Source organism: Paenarthrobacter histidinolovorans, from assembly GCF_014647595.1.
In the GTDB taxonomy this organism is placed as follows: domain Bacteria; phylum Actinomycetota; class Actinomycetes; order Actinomycetales; family Micrococcaceae; genus Arthrobacter; species Arthrobacter histidinolovorans.
The window spans coordinates 669,949-688,458 of the sequence record NZ_BMPM01000002.1 but is presented as its reverse complement, the minus strand read 5'-3'; the positions used below and the strand labels follow the sequence as shown (position 1 = coordinate 688,458).

Below are 18,510 nucleotides of genomic sequence, written 5' to 3'. Positions count from 1 at the left end.
ATGTCCGGTCATGTTCTCTTGATAGGACATACTGCCTTTTTTGATGATAGCAGCCGGGTTATGGCCGTCAAGGATATCGCCTCAAACAGGACGCTCTTTATCGTCTACTCGAGGAGGTTAGGTAAAAACATCCTAATGTCAGGACAAACTATTGACAAAGTGTGAGGCGAGTCACCATGATCGGTGTAGTGGGGAGATCCGGATACGAGTCTTCGGACCCCTCAACCTGAAATCAAAGGAGATAACGGTGGCAAAATTCTCATGGCGCAAAGCGGCGGTCGTCGCTGCAGTGGTTCCCTTGGTGGCACTGAGCGCCTGTTCGAGCCAGGGTGGCAAGCCGGCAGATGCCGGTGGGGGAGCAGCCGCTGGCCAGGTAGCCGGCACTGATCGCATCAAAGTCGCCCTGATTACGCACGCCGCTGCCGGTGACACTTTCTGGGACATCGTTCGCAAGGGGGCGGAGGAAGCATCCGCGAAGGACAATGTAGAGCTGCTGTACACCAGCGACCCCGAGGCCGGCCGCCAGGCGCAGCTGGTCCAGCAGGCCATTGACCAGAAGGTGGACGGCATCGCCGTGACGTTGGCAACCCCGGACGCCTTGAAGGACGTACTGAAGAAGGCCACCGACGCAGGCATCCCGGTGGTCAGTCTGAACGCCGGTGAATCCGTCTCGGCCCAGCTCGGCGCTTTCACCCACTTCGGTTCCAACGAGCAGCTGGCCGGCGAAGCCGTTGGTACCAGGCTCGCGGCCGAAGGTTACAAGCACCCCGTGTGTGTCATCCAGCAGCAGGGCCACGTAGGTTTGGAAGCCCGTTGCGCCGGCGTCAAGGCCAAGGTTCCAGCGACGGAAATCCTCTACGTTGACGGCAAGGACATGACAGCGGTCCAGTCCACGGCCACCGCCAAACTCCAGGCGGCAAAGGACGCGGACGTGATCATCGGACTCGGTGCCCCCATTACGCTGACCCTGCTCAAGTCGGTGTCCGATGCAGGAAGCTCCTCCAAGGTGGCCAGCTTTGACCTCAACGCCGATCTCGCCCAGAAGATCGTGGACGGTGCAGTGATCTTCACTGTTGACCAGCAGCCATGGCTCCAGGGCTACATGTCCGTTGACTCCCTGTGGCAGGCAAAGCGCGGTGGCTTCAAGATTGGTGGCGGCCAGCCGGTCCTGACCGGACCCACCATCGTGGACAAGTCCAACGCTTCCGACGTCCTCAAATTCGCCCAGCAGGGCGTCCGCTAGATCCCGGCATCAGGCTGCGCGGCGCCCCATCGCCGCGCAGCCTGGACAACAAGGAGTCACTCCCATGGCAAACACAGCAACCCTGCCGCCGGCGACGTCGCCTGGCGATGAACGGGTCGGCCGTCGCAACCCCTTCCAAAAGTTCCTCGCCAGGCCCGAGGTTGGTGCCCTCGTAGGTGCCGTGGTCCTCTTTATCTTCTTCGCCTCGGTGTCCCAGACGTTCACCCAGCCCAACGCCCTCGCCACCGTCCTCTACGGTTCATCGACCATCGGCATCATGGCCGTCGGAGTATCGCTGCTGATGATCGGTGGCGAGTTCGACCTTTCCACCGGTGTGGCTGTGATCTCGTCCGCCCTGACAGCCTCACTCTTCAGCTGGAACTTCTCCCTGAACGCCTGGGTGGGCGTTGCCTTGGCCCTGGTGGTCTCGCTGGGCATCGGATTCATCAATGGCTGGATCCTGGTCAAGACCAGGCTGCCCAGCTTCATCGTCACCCTGGCTACCTTCCTCATGCTGACCGGCCTCAACCTGGCATTGACCCGGTTGATTGGCGGCAGCGTCTCCTCCCCGTCGATCTCCAAGCTGGACGGCTTCGAATCGGCACGAGCGGTCTTTGCATCCTCCGTCAGCATCGGCGGGGTGGAAGTGAAGATCACGGTGTTCTTCTGGATCGTCCTTGTCCTGATCGCGTCCTGGGTGCTCCTGCGCACCAAGGTGGGCAACTGGATCTTCGCGGTGGGCGGCGACGCCAATGCTGCCCGTGCCGTGGGTGTCCCCGTGACCAAGACCAAGATCGGGCTGTTCATGGCAGTGGGTTTCTGCGGCTGGATCCTGGGAATGCACAACCTCTTCGCCTTTGACGCCGTGCAGTCCGGCGAAGGTGTCGGCAACGAGTTCCTCTACATCATCGCCGCTGTCATCGGTGGCTGCCTGCTCACCGGCGGCTACGGCTCAGCAGTTGGCGGGGCGATCGGCGCCTTCATCTTCGGCATGGCCAACAAGGGCATCGTGTACGCACAATGGAATCCGGACTGGTTCAAGTTCTTCCTCGGCTTGATGCTCCTGCTGGCAACCATCGTCAACCTCATCGTCAAACGCCGGGCAGAGCTGAAGTAAGGGGCCGGAACCATGAACGCACAACAGATCGACCAGCAAACCCTGCTGAAAGACGAGAAGGACCCATTGACGCACACACCGGTGCACCTGCTCTCACTCGATGGCATAGGCAAGCACTACGGCAACATCATCGCCCTTCGTGATGTCACCATGGCCGTGGACAATGGCCGGGTCACCTGCGTCCTGGGCGACAACGGCGCCGGCAAGTCCACGCTGATCAAGATCATCGCCGGGCTTCACCAACACGATGAAGGCACCCTGCAGGTGATGGGCGACGAACGGAAGTTCAATTCACCCCGGGACGCCCTCGACGCCGGCATCGCCACCGTCTACCAGGACCTGGCCGTGGTCCCGCTGATGCCCATCTGGCGGAACTTCTTCCTGGGCTCCGAGCTGACCAGCGGCTTTGGCCCGTTCAAGAGCATGGATGTCCAGAAGATGAAGGACATCACCAAGAAGGAACTCGCGGACATGGGCATCGACTTGCGCGATGTTGAGCAACCCATCGGCCAGCTTTCCGGTGGTGAACGCCAGTGTGTAGCCATTGCGCGTGCGGTGTACTTCGGTGCCAAAGTCCTGATCCTGGACGAACCGACGGCCGCGCTGGGAGTCAAGCAGTCCGGCGTCGTGCTCCGCTACATCCTGCAGGCGCGCGACCGGGGCCTGGGCGTCATCTTCATTACCCACAACCCCCACCACGCCTTCCCCGTAGGTGACCGGTTCCTGCTGCTCAAGCGCGGCAAGTCGATCGGCTACTACGACAAGAAGGACATCACCCTGGATGAGCTGACGGCCCAGATGGCCGGTGGGGCCGAATTGGCCGAGTTGGCCCATGAGCTGGAACAGCTCGGCGGGCATTCCGAGGCACTGGAGGAAGTCAAAGCTGAAGTGGCGGACGTCGCCGAGGCCGCAACGGAGGCCACCACCAAACGCCACTAGGCCACTCACCACGGAATTCTGCCCGGAGCCTGCAATGGTTCCGGGCAGGGTCATTTCAGCGGCCGGGCCTTCTCAGCGGATGGACGTTGTGCCGCGCAGTACCAGCGCAGGTTCAATCAGCTTCCGCTCGGGGAGGAGTGCGGGGTCCTCGATCCGGGCGAGCAGCCTGTGGGCGGCGTCCACGCCCACAAGGTCGCTGCGGTTGTCGATGGAGGTCAGGTCCAGGTAGCGCGACTTCGCCAGGGGGGAGTTGTCGTAGCCGATCACGGAAACGTCGTCCGGTACCGACAACCCGCGGGCCTTGAGGGCGGCGAAGGCACCCAGAGCCATGGTGTCGTTGGCCGCGAAGACTGCGGTGGTATCCGGGTGGTGGTCCAGGAGCCACACGGCTGCCGCGTAGCCATCCTCCTCCGAGGTGCCGGCGGACGTGCTGACAACAGGGTCGACGCCGGCAGTCTCTACAGCGCGCAGGAAACCGGCCCGCCGGTGTGCGGAGGCGCCGTCGGAACCTGAGAGGTGACCGATGCGGACGTGACCCAGCTCCAGCAGATGGTTGGCCGCCATACTGCCGCCGTTATCGTCGTCGTTGGTGATCAGGTCCGCGCCTTCCGGGATGCCGTTGCGCCAGCCTGCAACCACGGTAGGAACCCAGGTTCCGGACAACATTGCTTCGCTGGGCTCGGCGGCGAGGACCAGGGCGTCCACGTGCATGGCGAGCAGGCCGTCAGTGGCTTCCTTGATGCGGTTCTCGCCGGGCCTGGAGTCCGCGAGCATGACTTGGTAGCCGAGGTCTGAAAGGACTGATTCCATGCCTCGGAGGAGGTCGACGAACCACAGATTCCGGTAGTCGTCGATGACCAGGCCGATGCTCTTGGTCCGGCTGCTGGCCAGCGTGGTGGCGGCGCGGCTGGGGCGGTAGCCGAGCTCGGAGATGGCTTGCTGCACGGCGTCCCGGCGCTTTTTGCTGATCCTTCCGGGGTCCTTGAGGAACAAGGAGACCAACGACGGCGAGACGCCGGCCTGGGTGGCGACATCGTAGAGGGTGGGGCGTCGGGTGCGCGGACTGTTCCGGGGGCCGGGGTTGTTCAAGGGAATCTTCGATGCCTTTCGTGTCTGTCTTCGAGGATAGCCGGTGAGACATTGACAGGACATATAGACATAGCTACGATCAAATCCAGCGCAAAATTGTAGCGCTACAAAATGTCGTAAGCGCCTGGACGCTGCGGCGAAATTTCAAAGGAGAAATCAATGGCTGAAAGCCTCGGCGTCGCCGTCATTGGCGCAGGCATGGCCGGCAAGGCCCACGCTGCCGCCTACCGCACGGCATCTGCCCTCTACAGCCCGGTACTTCCCCCGCTCCGCCTGGTCTCGATCGGCGACGTCAATGCTGAATTCGGTTCGTTGGCCGCACGTCGTTTTGGGTACGAACGCAACGACACCTCGTGGCAAGCCATCGCGGACGCTGACGACATCGATGTTGTCAGCGTTGTCATCGCCAACTCGCTGCACCGCGAAGTGGTTGAGGGGTTGTTGGCGGCCGGCAAGCATGTCCTGTGCGAAAAGCCGCTCAGCGATACCTTGGAGGACGCGCGGGCCATGGCCGACGCCGCGCGGGCAGCGGAAGCCCGCGGAACCCTTGCCCGCATCGGTTTCACGTTCCGCCGCACCCCCGGCATCGCCTACATCCGGGACCTGATCGGCAATGGCACGCTCGGCAACGTGCTCCACTTCAGCGGCCGATACTGGACCGACTACGGCTTCAGCCCCGCCGCGCCCATGAGCTGGCGCTACAAGGGTGGGCCCGGCTCAGGCGCGCTCGCCGACGTCGGAAGCCATCTGACCTACATCTCCGAATTCCTCTGCGGCGACATCACATCCATCAGCGGCGGGCGCCTGTCGACGGCGATCCACAAGCGACCCCTGCCGCTCAGTGCAGTGATGGGTCATGACCACGCTGCCGTCAGTGATGTGTTCGAAGCCGTGGAAAATGACGACTACGCAGCGTTCAACGCCGAGTTCGCCAATGGGGCCGGCAGTTTTGAAGTATCCCGTGTTGCGGCGGGCCATGCCAACAGCCTGCAATTCGAGGTGTTCTGCGAAAACGGCGGCGCGAAATTCGACCAGCGCCGGCCATCGGAGATCCAGTTGTTCCTGAACGATGGCTCCGGGAACGAAAATGGCTACCGCCAAGTCATCCTTGGCCCGGGCCACCCCTACATCGCCGGGGGTCTGGCCATGGATGCCCCCGAAGTTGGTTTCGGCCAGAATGACGCGTTCGGCTACCAGGCGCGGGCCTTCCTGGAGGAGGTTGCCGGGCTCAGCGCAGAGGCCTCCCTGCCCCGCTGTGCCACCTTCGATGAAGGTGTCCGCAATATGGAGCTCCTCGGCGCGGTGACCGACTCCGCGCTCAACAACGGAAAGAAGATCACGCTATGAAGCTCGGCGTCTACAACGCGATCCTGCACGACCGGCCGCTGGCCGAAGCGCTGAAGGTCATTGCCGACCTCGGGCTCACGGGGATCGAGATCAATACAGGCGGCTTCCTTCCCGCTGTGCATGTGCCCACCTTTGACCAGATCCTGGAAAGCGACGCAGCCCGCGACGACTACCTTGCGGTCTTCGAGGGCACTGCCGTCTCCATAGCCGGCCTGAACTGCAACGGCAACCCACTGCACCCCAATCGCGGGATCGGTGGGAAGCACGCGGAGGACATTAGGCGCTCGATCCGTCTGGCCGGCCGTTTGGGCCAGAACCGGGTGGTCACGATGTCCGGTCTCCCCGGTGGTGAGCCGGGCGCCACTACCGTCAATTGGGTGGTCAATGCCTGGAACTCAGCGGCACTGGATGTGCTGGACTACCAATGGGGCGTGGCCGCGGAATTCTGGAGGGAAACCGATCGTCTCGCCGCAGATCATGACGTCAAGGTGGCCCTGGAGCTGCACCCGCAGAATATCGTCTTCAACACCGCTGACGTTTACAAGCTGATCGAGCTCACCGGGGCCACCCATGTAGGCGTGGAACTGGATGCGTCGCACTTGTTCTGGCAGCAGATGGACCCGGTGGCAGTGGTCCGGGAGCTTGGCCCGCTGGTGTTCCAGGCGGCCGCCAAGGACGTCCGGGTGAATAAGGGCAACGCTGCGCTTTATGGAGTACTGGACAACAGCTTCCGCAGGCTCTCGGTCGACGAGAACCGCACCAACCTTGGCGGCGACGAGTGGGCCAATGAATGGCCAAAGAACTCGGCCTGGGACTTCGTTGCACTGGGCCGCGGGCACGATACCGCCTTTTGGACCGAGTTCCTCCGGGCGCTCCATGACGTAGACCCGAACATGCTGGTCAATATCGAGCATGAGGACGTCTCCCTGGGCCGCATCGAAGGACTGGAGGTTGCGGCGAAAGTGCTGCTGGATGCCGATGCCGCGCTGGAGCAGTCATTGAACGTTCCTGCCTAAGCAGAAAGAGGAGCCCGGCAAGGCGGTGGCCCTTACGCCGCCGCCTTGCATTGCGCTGGGCGCGCTGGCGGACTTGGTTCAAAGAGGGGCATGGAGCTGCTCTTGGATTTCGAAAGGACTCACATGCAAACCGCAGTGATGAGTCAACGGATTGCGTTCGCCGCCACCTTGTAGCTGGGCAGTGGATTCTTCGCGAAGCGTTTGGTTCCACGGCGCACATCCTGGTCGGAGCCGCTGTGCCCGTCGGTGTGTTCTCAAGATTTTGGGCATCCGTTCACGGAGGATGCGTCAGCAGATGCCTCGTCTGAAACTAAATCGAGAATGATGCTGCTGCTGGGCACCGCAGACACATGACCAGGAACCGTCAAGGACTCCGCACTTGGACTTCGTGTCGTGACTATGATCTGGCTGCCGGTACTGCCCAGAAGCCAGACTGACTGAGGGTTGGCGGGATCGGCGAACTTTGTCATGCACGCCCGGACGGGATAGTTAATCCTGGCGAATTCAGAAGTCCCATGGACGCGGAGGTTATAGCCGGCCATCATTTGGGATTGGGCGATATTGAGCACGCCCACCAGTGCTGCCATCCAGAACATGATGGTCATCAGGAAGCCGCCCGAGCCTATTTGCCGGCCGTACCACGTCGCAAGCCATCCGAGCAGGCACAGGAACAGCAGGACGCCAATATCGGGGACGAAAGAAAGAAGCTGGGTCCAATCAACGACTCCAATGAGATGCCCTGCTTCCATGCCGACCAGGTAGGCCCATGCCGGGAACCGCGTGAGAACGGTGAGGATGATTGCGGCAGAGGCAATATTCAAGGTCAGTCGTGGAAGTGTTCTTGCCCGGAGTAGCCACCGAGCCTGGATCAGTTGGGTTGCGAGCCAAGCGACACCCAGCAAACACAATGCGACGATGATTCCAATGACTACGTCCGGACTTTGTGGGCGGGTGGCCCACTGAATTTGGAGCAAACCACCGGCAGCAAACGAAGCGCCGGTAAGCCCTAGGGTGATCGCAACGAATCTGATCCGCATGTAGGTTTTGATCCCCGGATCAACAGCCGCGCGTCTGCTCGGCCAACACCATGACCGGAGTGCCCATCGTACGGCTGGTGAGTCTGCCGGCGAGGGGTCTTTGACTAAGCGACGGTTGAACGCCGATCCCTTGAACTTCCCCCTACGATCCGCAACCAGAAGCCCCAGCTTGTAAACGAGATGACAGATAAAGACCCAAACGCCGCTGCCGACCATGGTTATCGGGGCGATCACGGGCAGCAGTTCGGAAGCGTTCAATGCGAAGTGCGGTTCAGAGTAGAGAAGCCATCCCGACGCCATCATGACGAGGGCTGCGATTGCTGTAAACGCAGCCGCCCGCCGAACGCCGGGGATGGTGATGCGCCTGGTTTCAGGATCCAATTTACGTGCAGCAGCGTTCGCCGGGATTGGGGCAATCAGAGGAAAGAGCACTTCGAAACGCGCGAGGACATGCGCCCGGTCACCATAGATTCGCGGGGCTTTTTTGTCAGAAGTCCGAACAATCGTTGCGTTTTCATCAATTGTCCATGCGGGCACTTGTTCGAAAGCGGGGTCAATATGCCTGGCTTCCACCAGCTCCAGCTTGTTGGGAACGCAGGACATCGTTGTCATGAGGTCCTTGGTCGCTGTGTCGCCGGCGTTCGCCCCGACGAGTTGGGGACCAAGGCGTACCACCGTCAGTCGTCGTTCTGACTCCCAACAGCTGTCGTCCTCGATCATCCAGCCGTTCCTGCTCAGTGCTTCATCGATCAGTCCTCGAAACGTTGAGGCACTGAACCGCATCTCAACAACAACGTACCCGTAGCTATTGAGCTTCCCGTATAGCCTTGCGGACCACGGACCGCCCAGCCACATCGAAATCTTGTTGAACATCTTCGTCGGTGTCTTCAGGGCTCTGCTCCTGCTTTCTTGCGTCAGGCTCTTGGACATCTGTCTGATGCCACCTTCTTAGTGATGCAATGGGGGGGCGTCATGACGCGCACCGTGGTTGCAGGGGTTGGGTGACGGGATGCCGTGCGTTCTTGCATGAGTTGGGGCCGCTCTGAGTCAACGGGAAGTATGGCGTGAAATGTTTGACAGGACAAACTAACAAGGTCTAGTCTCGCTTCAGGATTCTCGCCCGGAGACCACTTTCTGCTGCAGCGACGGAGACAGAACATGACGAACGAAGTGACCCTCGGACTGGTAGGCGTAGGCCGGATCGGCGTAATGCATGCGAATAACATCAGCGCTCTGAACGGCACTGAACAGGACAGAACACTGGCGCAGGACGGTGTGCAGGTGCGGCTGAAGCTGACGGACGTCGCGGAGGAGCATGCACGTTCCGTGGCGGTCAGTGTCGGCGCTGAGTTCGTGGGGTCCGTTGAGGAACTGATCGCCTCCGGGGTGGACGGCCTGGTCATCGCAACAGGCACGGCAACCCACCCGGACCTCATCCGGGCCGGCGTTGATGCGGGCATCCCGGTGTTCTGTGAAAAGCCCGTGGCTGTGAACGTGGCGGAATCAGTCCCGGTCCTCGACTACATCCGGGAGAAAAACGGTGTGGTGCAGATTGGCCATCAACGCCGTTTCGATGCCGGCTACCTTGAGGCCAAACGCGCGTACGAAGCCGGGGAGCTTGGGTGGATCCATTCGGTCCGTGCTGTCACCTGCGACATGACGCCGCCACCAGTCCAGTTCCTGGCCACCTCGGGTGGCTTGTTCCGCGACTGCTCGGTCCACGACTTCGATATCCTCCGATGGCTCACCGGCAAGGAAATCGTGGAGGTCTACGCCAAGGGTTCCAACAACGGTGACCCGGCAATCGGTGAAGTAGGCGACGTCGATACTGCTTTGGCTGTGGTGACGTTCGACGACGGTACGGTAGGCACGGTCTCGGCCAGCCGTTACAACGGGGCCGGCCATGATGTCCGGCTGGAACTCCAAGGCTCGGAGGGCTCCGTCCTGGTGGGGATGGACGAGCAGATGGCCGTGCGGTCCGCCGAGCCTGGCGTGGAGTTCCCCACGGGCACTCCTCACCTCACGTTCGCTGAACGCTTCGACCAGGCGTACCGCTCGGAAATGTCCGCGTTCGTGGAACTGGTGCGCGGGCAGCGGAAGAATCCCTGCACGCCCGAGGACGCTGTGGCTGCCTCCAAAGTAGCCGACGCAGCGCAGGAGTCCCTGGAAACAGGCGTACCGGTTAGAGTCGCTGCCTAGCAACGTCAGGTTCCAGCCACGTCAGGTTCCAGCCAGGTCGCGCTCGCGAAGGCCAAGCTCTCGCACACCCACATATGTACCGACGGTCCCCACATTTTGTTTATGTTCTGTGGGGTGTGTGGTGGTGGTTGCGTCGGGGTGTTTGGTGGGGGTCGATGTGGGGTGGGGGGATGAACCAGGGGATGCCGGTGTTCATGGTGATGGTCCATTGTTCTTTGTGGATGAGGTGGTGGTGGTGTGAGCAGAGGAGGGTGCCGTTCTCTGTTCCTGTGGTGCCGCCGTGTGACCAGTAGGTGATGTGGTGGGCTTCGCACCAGGGTGCGGGGAGGGTGCAGTCGGGGAAGGCGCAGCCGCCGTCGCGGGCGGTGATGGCTTTGCGGATGTGGGGTGGGAAGATCCGGGTGGTTCGGCCGATGTCGAGGATTTGGGAGTCGGTGCCGAGCAGGACGGGGAGGATTTCGGCGTCGCAGGCTATTTTGCGGATGGTGTTGGGGTGTAGTGGGCCGGTGAAGGTCGCGGTGCCGGTACTGACGGTGCTGATGGTGTTCCGGGTGCCGGGCTGGGTGGGGGCGCTGGCTTGGTTCGGGTCTTTGCCGGTGAGTTGGGTGAAGAGGTCGCGGTGGTCGACGGTGACGGTGAGTTGGGGTCGGAGTCCGCCGTTGGAGGGCAGTTTGCCGGTGGTCATCGCGACTGCGCAGGCGCCGACGAGGCCGTCGAGGAGTTTCTGGGCGCGGGAGCGCCGGTCCAGTTCAGGGCCGGTTGCAGTGTCTTGAACGGTGCCGCCGCTGGTGGCGCCAAGAGTGTTGGTGGTGCCGCCGCTGGTGGTGGTGTTGGCCCCGGTTGCGTTGGTGGTGGTTCTTCCGGGGGTGGTGGTGAGTCGGGGGTTGGTGGCGGCGTTCATGGCGGTGGCGAGGGTTTCGTATTGTTCGGTGGTGGCGAAGATTTCCAGGTGGTGCAGGCCGTAGCGGCGTCGGCGGCGGAGGAACGCGCCTTGGGTGTGGCGGAGGGTTTCTTCGGTGGGTTCGGGGCCGTCTTGGTCGATGCGGTCGATCCAGCGTTTGGCCATGGTGGTGACGAAGTCGGGGTCGGATTGTGCCGCGGTGGTGGTGAGGGCGTGTTCGATGCGGGTGAGGGTCTCCGGGTCGGTGAGGTGTTGGACTTTGTCCAGAGTGGTGCTGATGATCGTGGCCGAGCGTGAGGGTACCTGCCCGGATTCAACTGAGCTGGCCAGCACTTCACGACGGGCAGGGATCTCTTGCCCGGCCATTCCTGTCTGCGACAGCACGTCGTCTGCGAGGGCGAGCCGTCGCCGGGCTTCGCTGATGCCGATCCGTAGCCGGGCCCGGAGGAATTCGGCTGCGTTCCGGTACCCATCATCCAAAACACTGCCACCAGCACCAGCAGCCACCGCCGAATCAGCACCAGCCCCAGAACTACTCACAGAACCAGTCACAGCCCGAGCACCACCACCTGCGCCACCGGCTGGTTCTGTCCACCCCGTCCGCCATTCCTGTGCGCCGGACGGCCGGGACTGCAGCGCCTGCGCTTCCCTCCGGCTGCGTTCCACCGCCTGGGCCGCAACTATTTGCGTATACTCAAGGCCTCGGGCGATCTCCTCGACCCGCCCGGCGAAGTCCGCTGCTTCAGCAAAACCGAACAACCGGGCGTCCGCCGCAGCGAATGAGCGCAGGAACTCAACAGCGGCTGCGCCCTCGGCGAGAGCTTCGGCCACCCCGGTCGCCACGCGCTGGGTTTGGCGATCCGGCGTCGAAATCTGGCGCGCCTGCTCAGGTGACCTGTCCGCACCTCCGGCAAGTCGGCCTGCTTCGATCAGGGCGGCGGTGCGCTTGATCTCAGCCACCGGAATCACCCTCAGGCCGGCATCGGTACGGTCGCGGCGTCGCCGGGGCAGCACTTTGGCGCCGGGCGAACCTGCCCGCCGCGCCAAGACATCCCCAATGCTTCCCATGAATCAACCTTGTCACCGGGGTCTGACATTATTAGCACCCCATCCCCGGCGGCCAGCTGTCGGCGCCCAACCCCGGCGGCCACCCCGGCGCCCACCCCCACCCGCCAGCGGACGTGCCATCGGAACCCGGACATGGCTGACGCGGGCCGAAGAGTCTGGGGGAAAACTCCGACCCGCGCCAGGTCCTTGGGGTTGGCTAGCCGATGAACTTCATGGCCTGCCAACCGGTGCCGAGGCTGGTGGGCGGGACGCTGCTGAAAGTCCCGCTGCCGCTGCCTGGGTAGAGCCACAGGGTGTCTCCGATCCGGCCGATGACATCGTTCTTGCCATCGCCGTCGAGGTCCCGGGGGCCTGCGATCGATGTTCGGTTGTCCCAACCCGCGGAGATTTGCTTCCATTGGAGCCAGCCGCGGGTTCCGTCGCCGGGGTAGAGCCAGAGGGCGCCTGTATCCGAACGCCGGGCCAGCACGTCTCCCGTACCATCTCCATTAAAGTCCCCCGTGCTCAGAATTGCATTCATAACATTCCAACCGGTTCCAATGGTGGTGGGCGTTCGCAGACCGCCGCTGCCATTGCCTTCGTAGAGGCGCAGATCGCCGCCGCTGCGCCTGGCGATGAGGTCGGGGATGCCGTCGCCACTGAAGTCGCCCGGGGAGAACAACTGGCTCATGGTGCTCCATCCGGTGCTTACCTGGACCCGGGTGCCGAAGCTGCCGGCGCCGTCGCCCGGGTAGAACCACAGAACGTCTCCGTCACGGGCCAGCACATCCGGTTTGCCGTCCCGGTTGAAATCGCCGGGCGTGATGGTATCCGTAATCGTTGACCACGCGGGCGCGGCCAAGGCTGTTTGCCGGGGCCCAAGGCTGCCTCCGCCACTTCCCGGGTAGAGGTACAGGTTGCCGGCGGTATCGGAGGACAGGACGTCGGCTTTGCCGTCGCCGTTGAAGTCATGGGACGACGGCGGACCGGCTGCGGGAACGCTGTACGTCTGGGTTCCAACGGGCGAGGTGTTCCCCGCAGTGTCCACAGCGATGTATTTGAGGGTCAGCTGCGATGTTCCCATGACAATCGGAGCCGAATACTTGAAGTTGGTGGCGGACTCCGTGGCCGTGGGAGTGCTGCCGTCCGTGGTGTAGAAGATGCTTGCGCCGGGCTCGTCGGATGAAAGCGTGATGGTTGCCCCGTTGGCCAAGGCACGGCTGGTTGGATTCGCCGTCACCACGGGTGCCCGCGTGTCAGGCGGAACGTTGTAGCTCTGCGTGAGAACATCGGACACATTTCCGGCCGGATCGGTGGCGAAGAACTTCAGCGTCATCGGATCCGGGCCCGCGAAGACAATCGGCGTGGAGTAGACCAGGCCAGCATTGAGGGGATCGCTGCCATCCTTGGTGTACTTGATCACGGAGTTGGCCTCGTTGGATGTGAGGGTGATGGTGGTGCCCGGGGCATAGGCGCCGCCCGCCGGGTTGGCCGATACCACGGGCTTGGTCACATCGGGGCCGGTAGAGTAGCTCTGCGTCACCACCGCCGAAGGATTGTTCGCAGCATCCACGGCGAAGTACTTCAGCGTCAGGGGACCATTCACGGTGATCGGAGTGGCATATTTGGCACTCGCCGTGGTGGGGGTGGTCCCGTCCAGCGTGTAGTAGATCGTCGCGGGCTCGTTTGCGGACAGTGTGACCTTTTGCCCGACGTCGTACGTGCCGCCGGGCGGTGTCGCCGTCACTTCGGGTGCAACGACGTCGGCGGTGATGTAAGCCTCGAACTCGGACAGGCCAACGTTCGTGGTTGAGCTGCTGACGGAGCTTATGTTGAATCGCACCGAACTGACTGTGCGTGCCGGGAAGTTCACTGTGAGTCCCGAACCGTTGTTGGGCAGGGCGCCTACCGGCACGGTGCTGCCATCGGAGAAGGCCAGGTTGCCGCCGGTCACCTGGTCGCTGAGGACCGGCCGGTCAAACAGTGTCACGGCGTTGATGGTCCGGGCAGGGGAGAAGTTGTACTGGATCCAGCTGCCGGCTTTGCCCCCGTTGCTCACCCACTCGCGGTTGGCGTCCATGGGAGAGCCCCACGCGTACCCGTCCCGGGCCTTTTCGGGGCTCTGCGCCGAGGCCTTTTGCGAGGAAGCGCTCACTGTTGTTCCTGCTGATTTGGCAGCGTTGCCGGTCCACTCGATGGCTGTGATGTACTGCCGTTTCAGCCAGTCGCTGTAGGGCGGTGCCGGGCATGGAGTGTCGCAGAGGTATTTGTCGAAGTCAGCGAATCGAACGAAGGTATTTACCTTGTTGGTCAGATCCGCGCCGGTAACATTCTGGGCGTATTCGTCGATCACATAAGCGTCGTATGCCGAGGCCGTGTGGGGACTGGTATAGGCCCTGCTGGCTAGCTGGGCGAACTTTGCCGTAGCCCAGTGATCGCTGTGGTCGTACGGGTCCTGGTAGCTGCCGGTCCAATCCTGGGTGCGGAAGGTGGTGGGTTGGTAATTGGCCACAAGCTGGTTCAGGGTTGTCTGGAATTGCGCCTTGGTGAAGGCCGCAGCACCATCAACGGGACGGATGGAGCTGAGCCTGCCGTCCCAAAGCTTCAGGATGCTCTGGCCGTTGTAGCGGCTGCTGCCCTTCCCGTCCGGGAAGCCATCGGGAAGCCGCATGAAAACGACAGAAACGTTGGGTGCCGCATTCAACGTCTGGAGCGTGAGGGGACGTCCAGGCACGCCGGCGTCAGAAGTGGTCCAGGCATCGGCCACGCCCGCCATTTTGGCGTAACTGGCCCTGATTCCGGCTTCGAGGCTGTTCCAGTAGGCTGCTCCCTCGCCTGCTTCCCCGGCCGTGGTGTAAATCGTCTGGACACAACGTTTGGACTGGATGTCCCGCATGAAGTCCGGACTGATGAAAATCAGGTCGTCATCGGTGTGGGCCACAATCTGCATCGCACCGCCTGTGCCCGGACAGGGCGGCGCCGCTGCAGAGGCAGGTGCGGCAACGCCAACGGTCAGTGCAGAGAAGGCAACGGAGGAACCCAGCAGGAAACCGAGGACTTTTCCGGCAAAGGAACGGGTACTGAACAGTGTGAATTGGGTACGACGCCGAGAGGTGAATTGGGTACGACGCCGAGAGGTGAATCGGGTACGACGCCGAGCGTATTTTGGACGGTCCACAACCATTGCTCCTCGAGCAGATGTTGGGCCCCCCAGCCGGCAAACTTACAACGCCCCCAGGGCGTCATTCATGGATTCAGTTGGGTGCTGCGATCCCTTCCAGCAACTGAAAGTGGTGCAGTGATCGATACTGTACTCCTCGGGCAAATCCATGGCTAGGGTCCGGTCCCGGACACCCGCGAAATCCACGCGGACCGGCTCACCCGGCCATTACCCTGAAACAATGAACCGCACTGCCGCGTTGAACCCAAGTCCTCGAACACTCGACGTCGAAAGCGTGGTTCACTTCGATCGGCTGGTCAGTGCCGGAGCCAGGTCAATGCACGGTTGGCACGCCCAATCGCTGGACCTTCGGGGCTACTCGCGCCAGCTCAAGGCCTTGGATCCGCAAGGGGCCATCTTCCTGGGCTGTACCTTCGACGCCGGCGTGGAAGAGAGTTTGCGAAGCCGGGGTGCGCTGATCTTTCCCAAGCTGCTGGGTGTGCCCTTTGACCCGTACCGCGGCACTCTCTACACTCCGGGCGAGCTCTACCAGGACATCCCAACCACTGAGTACGAGTCCACCCCCGACGCACAGGTCTACCAGTGGAGCATCCTGCCCGGACAGCGTCAGAGCCTCGATGCCACGCTCGCTGCAGCGTTGCACGATCATGCGATAGGGGACGCCCTGGACGAGGCACTGGACCAGGGCCCCTTCGCAGGGAGCAGGATTGTGGGAGTCATGGGCGGGCATGCCGCCCAACGAGGATCCAGGGAATTTGCCGACGCCGCCCAGCTGGGCAGATTACTCGCCCAAGCCGGCTTCGCCGTCGCGACGGGCGGGGGTCCCGGTGCCATGGAAGCGGCCAACCTGGGCGCCTACTTCAGCGGAAGGCCCGACGCCGATTTGCAGGCGGCCCTTGCGACGCTCGCCGATGTCCCGGGGTTCAGGCCCTCGGTGACGGCTTGGGCGCGACAGGCGGCGGCCGTCGTCGAACGTTACCCGCAAGGCACCCCGACCCTCGGCATCCCCACCTGGTTCTACGGGCACGAGCCGCCCAATCTGTTCGCGACCCACATCGCCAAGTACTTCGCCAACGCCATCCGCGAAGCAATCCTCCTGGAAGTCTGCAACGGAGGAATCGTGTTCCTGCCGGGGGCTGCCGGCACGGTGCAGGAGATTTTCCAGGACGCCTGCGAGAACTACTACGGCGCGCCCGAAACCATTACCCCCATGGTCCTGGTGGGCCGCGAACACTGGGAACGTACCTTCCCGGCATGGCCCATGCTGCAGAGCCTGGCCGCCGGGAAGCCCATGGCGGAGCGCATCTTTTTGGTGGACACCGTGGAGGATGCGCTCGCCGTACTGGCCCGCTGAGACACGGACCGGGTCAGAAGTCCTTGCTGCAAGGACCCGAACCCAGTTCTGCGAGGCCTGTCAGGTCGCCGGCGGCGTACTCCCGGACCCATGATGCCTGGCCAAACATGAGCTGCCGGGGATCGTCCACGTGGTCCAATCCCACCAGGTGTCCCAGTTCGTGCATGATGACCGCCACGCCGATGTCGTCGCCGCCCGGGTTGTCCACGATCCCGGCAAACTGTGGCGCATCCAGTGACACTGTGCCGGTCACGTACGCCTTGTAGCCGTTGCTCAGCCCAATGGAGGAGCTTCCTCCCAGGCCCACTGTCTGCCCGGTCAGGCGCGGTACCTGCTCCGGTGTGCTCCAGGCGATGAGTACGGGCGCCCAACGGTCCCCGTACCTGGCCGGCTGGTATCCGGAACGGTTGGTGGAGGGAACCTCTGAACTTGGACCGTCGTAAATGAATTTCAAACCCGTGGCCCGGCTGGCTTCGTGGACTGCCTTCTCCACCAAAACCTGCCAGGACGCCGGGGCGATATCCGAATTCACCACGTAGTGGATGGGCCTGCAGGGCGAGTATGCCAGCGGCGTTCCATCTTCCTTGACGGCCAGGAACTTGTACGAGCTGCTGGCCTGGACCAGGGGTGGCGGCGTGCCGAGGGGCGAGTCGGCTTCTTCGCGTCCGGGCAGGGGATCGTTCCGTTGGCCGAAGGGTGCCAGCCCGGGCCGTGGCGGTTGGCTCTGGCTTTCCGCTGATCCGTAGAGGAATTGCTGCAGTTCTCCGCCGAAATAGGCTCCGGCGCAGACGAGCCCCAGGATGCCCAGGAGGAACAGGATGGCGGCGATGCTGCTGTGCTTGATCGGCGGGCGGGGCTCAGGCGGCTCGTGCGGACCCGAGGGCGGAAGGTAATGGGGCCGGGGAGGATCCGGGTCCGGCCACTTGGACGGCCCATAAGGTTCCATGGAACCCCCTGACGTGGAGGCCGCGGACAGGCGGTGGGGCGCCGCCGTCGGCCGTATCCGCCAGCATAAGTCCAGTGTCCCCGCGAGTCCATGGCGTTCGTACCCAACGCCGGAAAGCTGCTAGATGTCCTTGCGGCAGGGGGCTGAGGCGAGGAGGTGGAGGCCGTTCAGGTCACCAGCCGCAAGACCGTCAGGTGCCCCGATTTCCGGGTACATGAGTTGGATCGGATCGTCCACATGGTCCAGGCCCATCACGTGTCCCAGTTCGTGCTGCATGACGGCAAGGACGTAGTCCGCGCCGCCGGGATCCGACAGGAGTTCCGCCACTTGGGGTGTGTCCAGCTCCAGGCTCCCGGTGATGTAGCTCTTGGGGCCCTTGTCCAGCGAATACATGGTGCTGCCGCCAGTGCCGATGACCTTCCCTTCGAGAGCCGGTGCTGCTTCAGGGGTGGTCCAGGAGATCAGCAGCGGAGCCCACCGGTCGCCGTAGCGGTTGGGTTGGTACGGTTCGCGCCGGTCCACGGGCTGTTCGTCGGTTGTTCCGTCGTTGACGAACCGGATGCCCGAGGCTGCCGAGATATTGGCGATGGCCGTGTCCAGGAGGGTGTCGGTGCCTTCGGGCGCGGAGGCGTTGTTCACCACGTAGTGCAGCGGCCGGCAAGGGGAGTAGCCCACCGGAGTGCCGTCGTCGTTCATGGCCAGGAACTTGTACGAATCGTTGGTGGTGCCGGGTGCCGTCGGCGAGGCCAGCGGGGCGTCCGCTTCCTCAAGTCCCGGCGGCGGTGCGTCCGGCAAGCGGGCCGAGGTGGGCTGAATTTTCCCGGTTTGTGCGCCGCCCGGGACGCTGACGCCCGGGAACAGTGCCGTGATGCGGGGGTCGCCGTTCAGGAACCCGGAAACCAACACAGCCACCGTTGCCGCGATGATTGCCATCAGCAGGCCGAGCATGACGCGCCCGGTTGTTCCCGTGCGGCGGTGCTTTGGCGCGTGCGTTGCTTCCCGCTCCCAGTCCACGGTTCTCCATTCCTCAGGCCCTTGGTCACGCGGGGCAGCGCGGAGGACGAACCAACATTACGGTCTGCCGGGGAAGCCGT

General features: G+C 63.0%; 13 protein-coding genes. 7 read left to right on the top strand and 6 right to left on the bottom strand.

Translation table 11 applies throughout. From position 1 onward, the window contains the following. The first annotated feature begins 247 nt into the window (after positions 1-247). From IEY62_RS07630 to IEY62_RS07620, 3 genes are all read left to right on the top strand, one after another. Complete coding sequence (locus IEY62_RS07630; RefSeq protein ID WP_189015528.1) at positions 248-1,243, top strand: substrate-binding domain-containing protein; 996 nt, start codon at positions 248-250, stop codon at positions 1,241-1,243. Between the two features lie 64 nt (positions 1,244-1,307). Further along, a complete protein-coding gene (locus IEY62_RS07625; protein WP_189015526.1) occupies positions 1,308-2,360 on the top strand; it encodes an ABC transporter permease in 1,053 nt (350 codons plus the stop codon). A 12-nt stretch (positions 2,361-2,372) separates the two neighbouring features. After that, positions 2,373-3,299, top strand: a complete 927-nt coding sequence (locus tag IEY62_RS07620; protein ID WP_189015524.1) for an ATP-binding cassette domain-containing protein — start codon at positions 2,373-2,375, stop codon at positions 3,297-3,299. A gap of 72 nt (positions 3,300-3,371) precedes the next feature. Here IEY62_RS07620 and IEY62_RS07615 read toward each other — a convergent pair whose 3' ends face one another. After that, positions 3,372-4,388 carry a LacI family DNA-binding transcriptional regulator gene (locus IEY62_RS07615; protein ID WP_189015522.1) on the bottom strand — a complete coding sequence of 339 codons (1,017 nt, stop codon included), beginning with the start codon at positions 4,386-4,388 and terminating at the stop codon, positions 3,372-3,374. Positions 4,389-4,547: 159 nt separating this feature from the next. Here IEY62_RS07615 and IEY62_RS07610 point away from each other — a divergent pair, with 159 nt between their 5' ends. Both IEY62_RS07610 and IEY62_RS07605 read left to right on the top strand, forming a co-directional pair. Beyond that, a complete protein-coding gene (locus IEY62_RS07610; RefSeq protein WP_189015519.1) occupies positions 4,548-5,735 on the top strand; it encodes a Gfo/Idh/MocA family protein in 1,188 nt (395 codons plus the stop codon). Further along, the gene (locus IEY62_RS07605; protein WP_189015517.1) at positions 5,732-6,751 is read left to right on the top strand and encodes a sugar phosphate isomerase/epimerase family protein; all 1,020 of its coding nucleotides are present in this window, start codon (positions 5,732-5,734) and stop codon (positions 6,749-6,751) included. The genes IEY62_RS07610 and IEY62_RS07605 overlap by 4 nt, the downstream gene beginning before the upstream one ends. 254 nt (positions 6,752-7,005) lie before the next feature. Here IEY62_RS07605 and IEY62_RS07600 read toward each other — a convergent pair whose 3' ends face one another. Then, a complete protein-coding gene (locus IEY62_RS07600) occupies positions 7,006-8,718 on the bottom strand; it encodes a hypothetical protein (RefSeq protein ID WP_189015515.1) in 1,713 nt (570 codons plus the stop codon). A gap of 228 nt (positions 8,719-8,946) precedes the next feature. Here IEY62_RS07600 and IEY62_RS07595 point away from each other — a divergent pair, with 228 nt between their 5' ends. Further along, positions 8,947-9,987: a Gfo/Idh/MocA family oxidoreductase gene (locus IEY62_RS07595; protein WP_189015513.1), complete on the top strand. Its 1,041-nt coding sequence runs from the start codon at positions 8,947-8,949 to the stop codon at positions 9,985-9,987. A gap of 100 nt (positions 9,988-10,087) precedes the next feature. On the opposite strand, the gene IEY62_RS07590 is transcribed toward IEY62_RS07595, so the two are convergent. Together IEY62_RS07590 and IEY62_RS07585 are read right to left on the bottom strand one after the other, a co-directional pair. Beyond that, the gene (locus IEY62_RS07590; RefSeq protein WP_189015511.1) at positions 10,088-11,956 is read right to left on the bottom strand and encodes an HNH endonuclease signature motif containing protein; all 1,869 of its coding nucleotides are present in this window, start codon (positions 11,954-11,956) and stop codon (positions 10,088-10,090) included. Positions 11,957-12,152: 196 nt separating this feature from the next. Beyond that, a complete protein-coding gene (locus IEY62_RS07585; RefSeq protein ID WP_229785129.1) occupies positions 12,153-14,885 on the bottom strand; it encodes a chitobiase/beta-hexosaminidase C-terminal domain-containing protein in 2,733 nt (910 codons plus the stop codon). A gap of 451 nt (positions 14,886-15,336) precedes the next feature. Between IEY62_RS07585 and IEY62_RS07580 the strand changes: the two genes are divergently transcribed. Continuing rightward, positions 15,337-16,470 (top strand): LOG family protein, encoded by a 1,134-nt coding sequence (locus IEY62_RS07580; RefSeq protein ID WP_189015507.1) that lies wholly within the window; start codon positions 15,337-15,339, stop codon positions 16,468-16,470. Positions 16,471-16,483: 13 nt separating this feature from the next. Here the strand turns inward: IEY62_RS07580 and IEY62_RS07575 are convergent, their stop codons facing one another. Then, the gene (locus tag IEY62_RS07575; protein WP_189015505.1) at positions 16,484-17,416 is read right to left on the bottom strand and encodes a zinc metalloprotease; all 933 of its coding nucleotides are present in this window, start codon (positions 17,414-17,416) and stop codon (positions 16,484-16,486) included. 120 nt (positions 17,417-17,536) lie between these two features. Further along, positions 17,537-18,430: a matrixin family metalloprotease gene (locus tag IEY62_RS07570; protein WP_189015503.1), complete on the bottom strand. Its 894-nt coding sequence runs from the start codon at positions 18,428-18,430 to the stop codon at positions 17,537-17,539. Positions 18,431-18,510 lie beyond the last annotated feature (80 nt).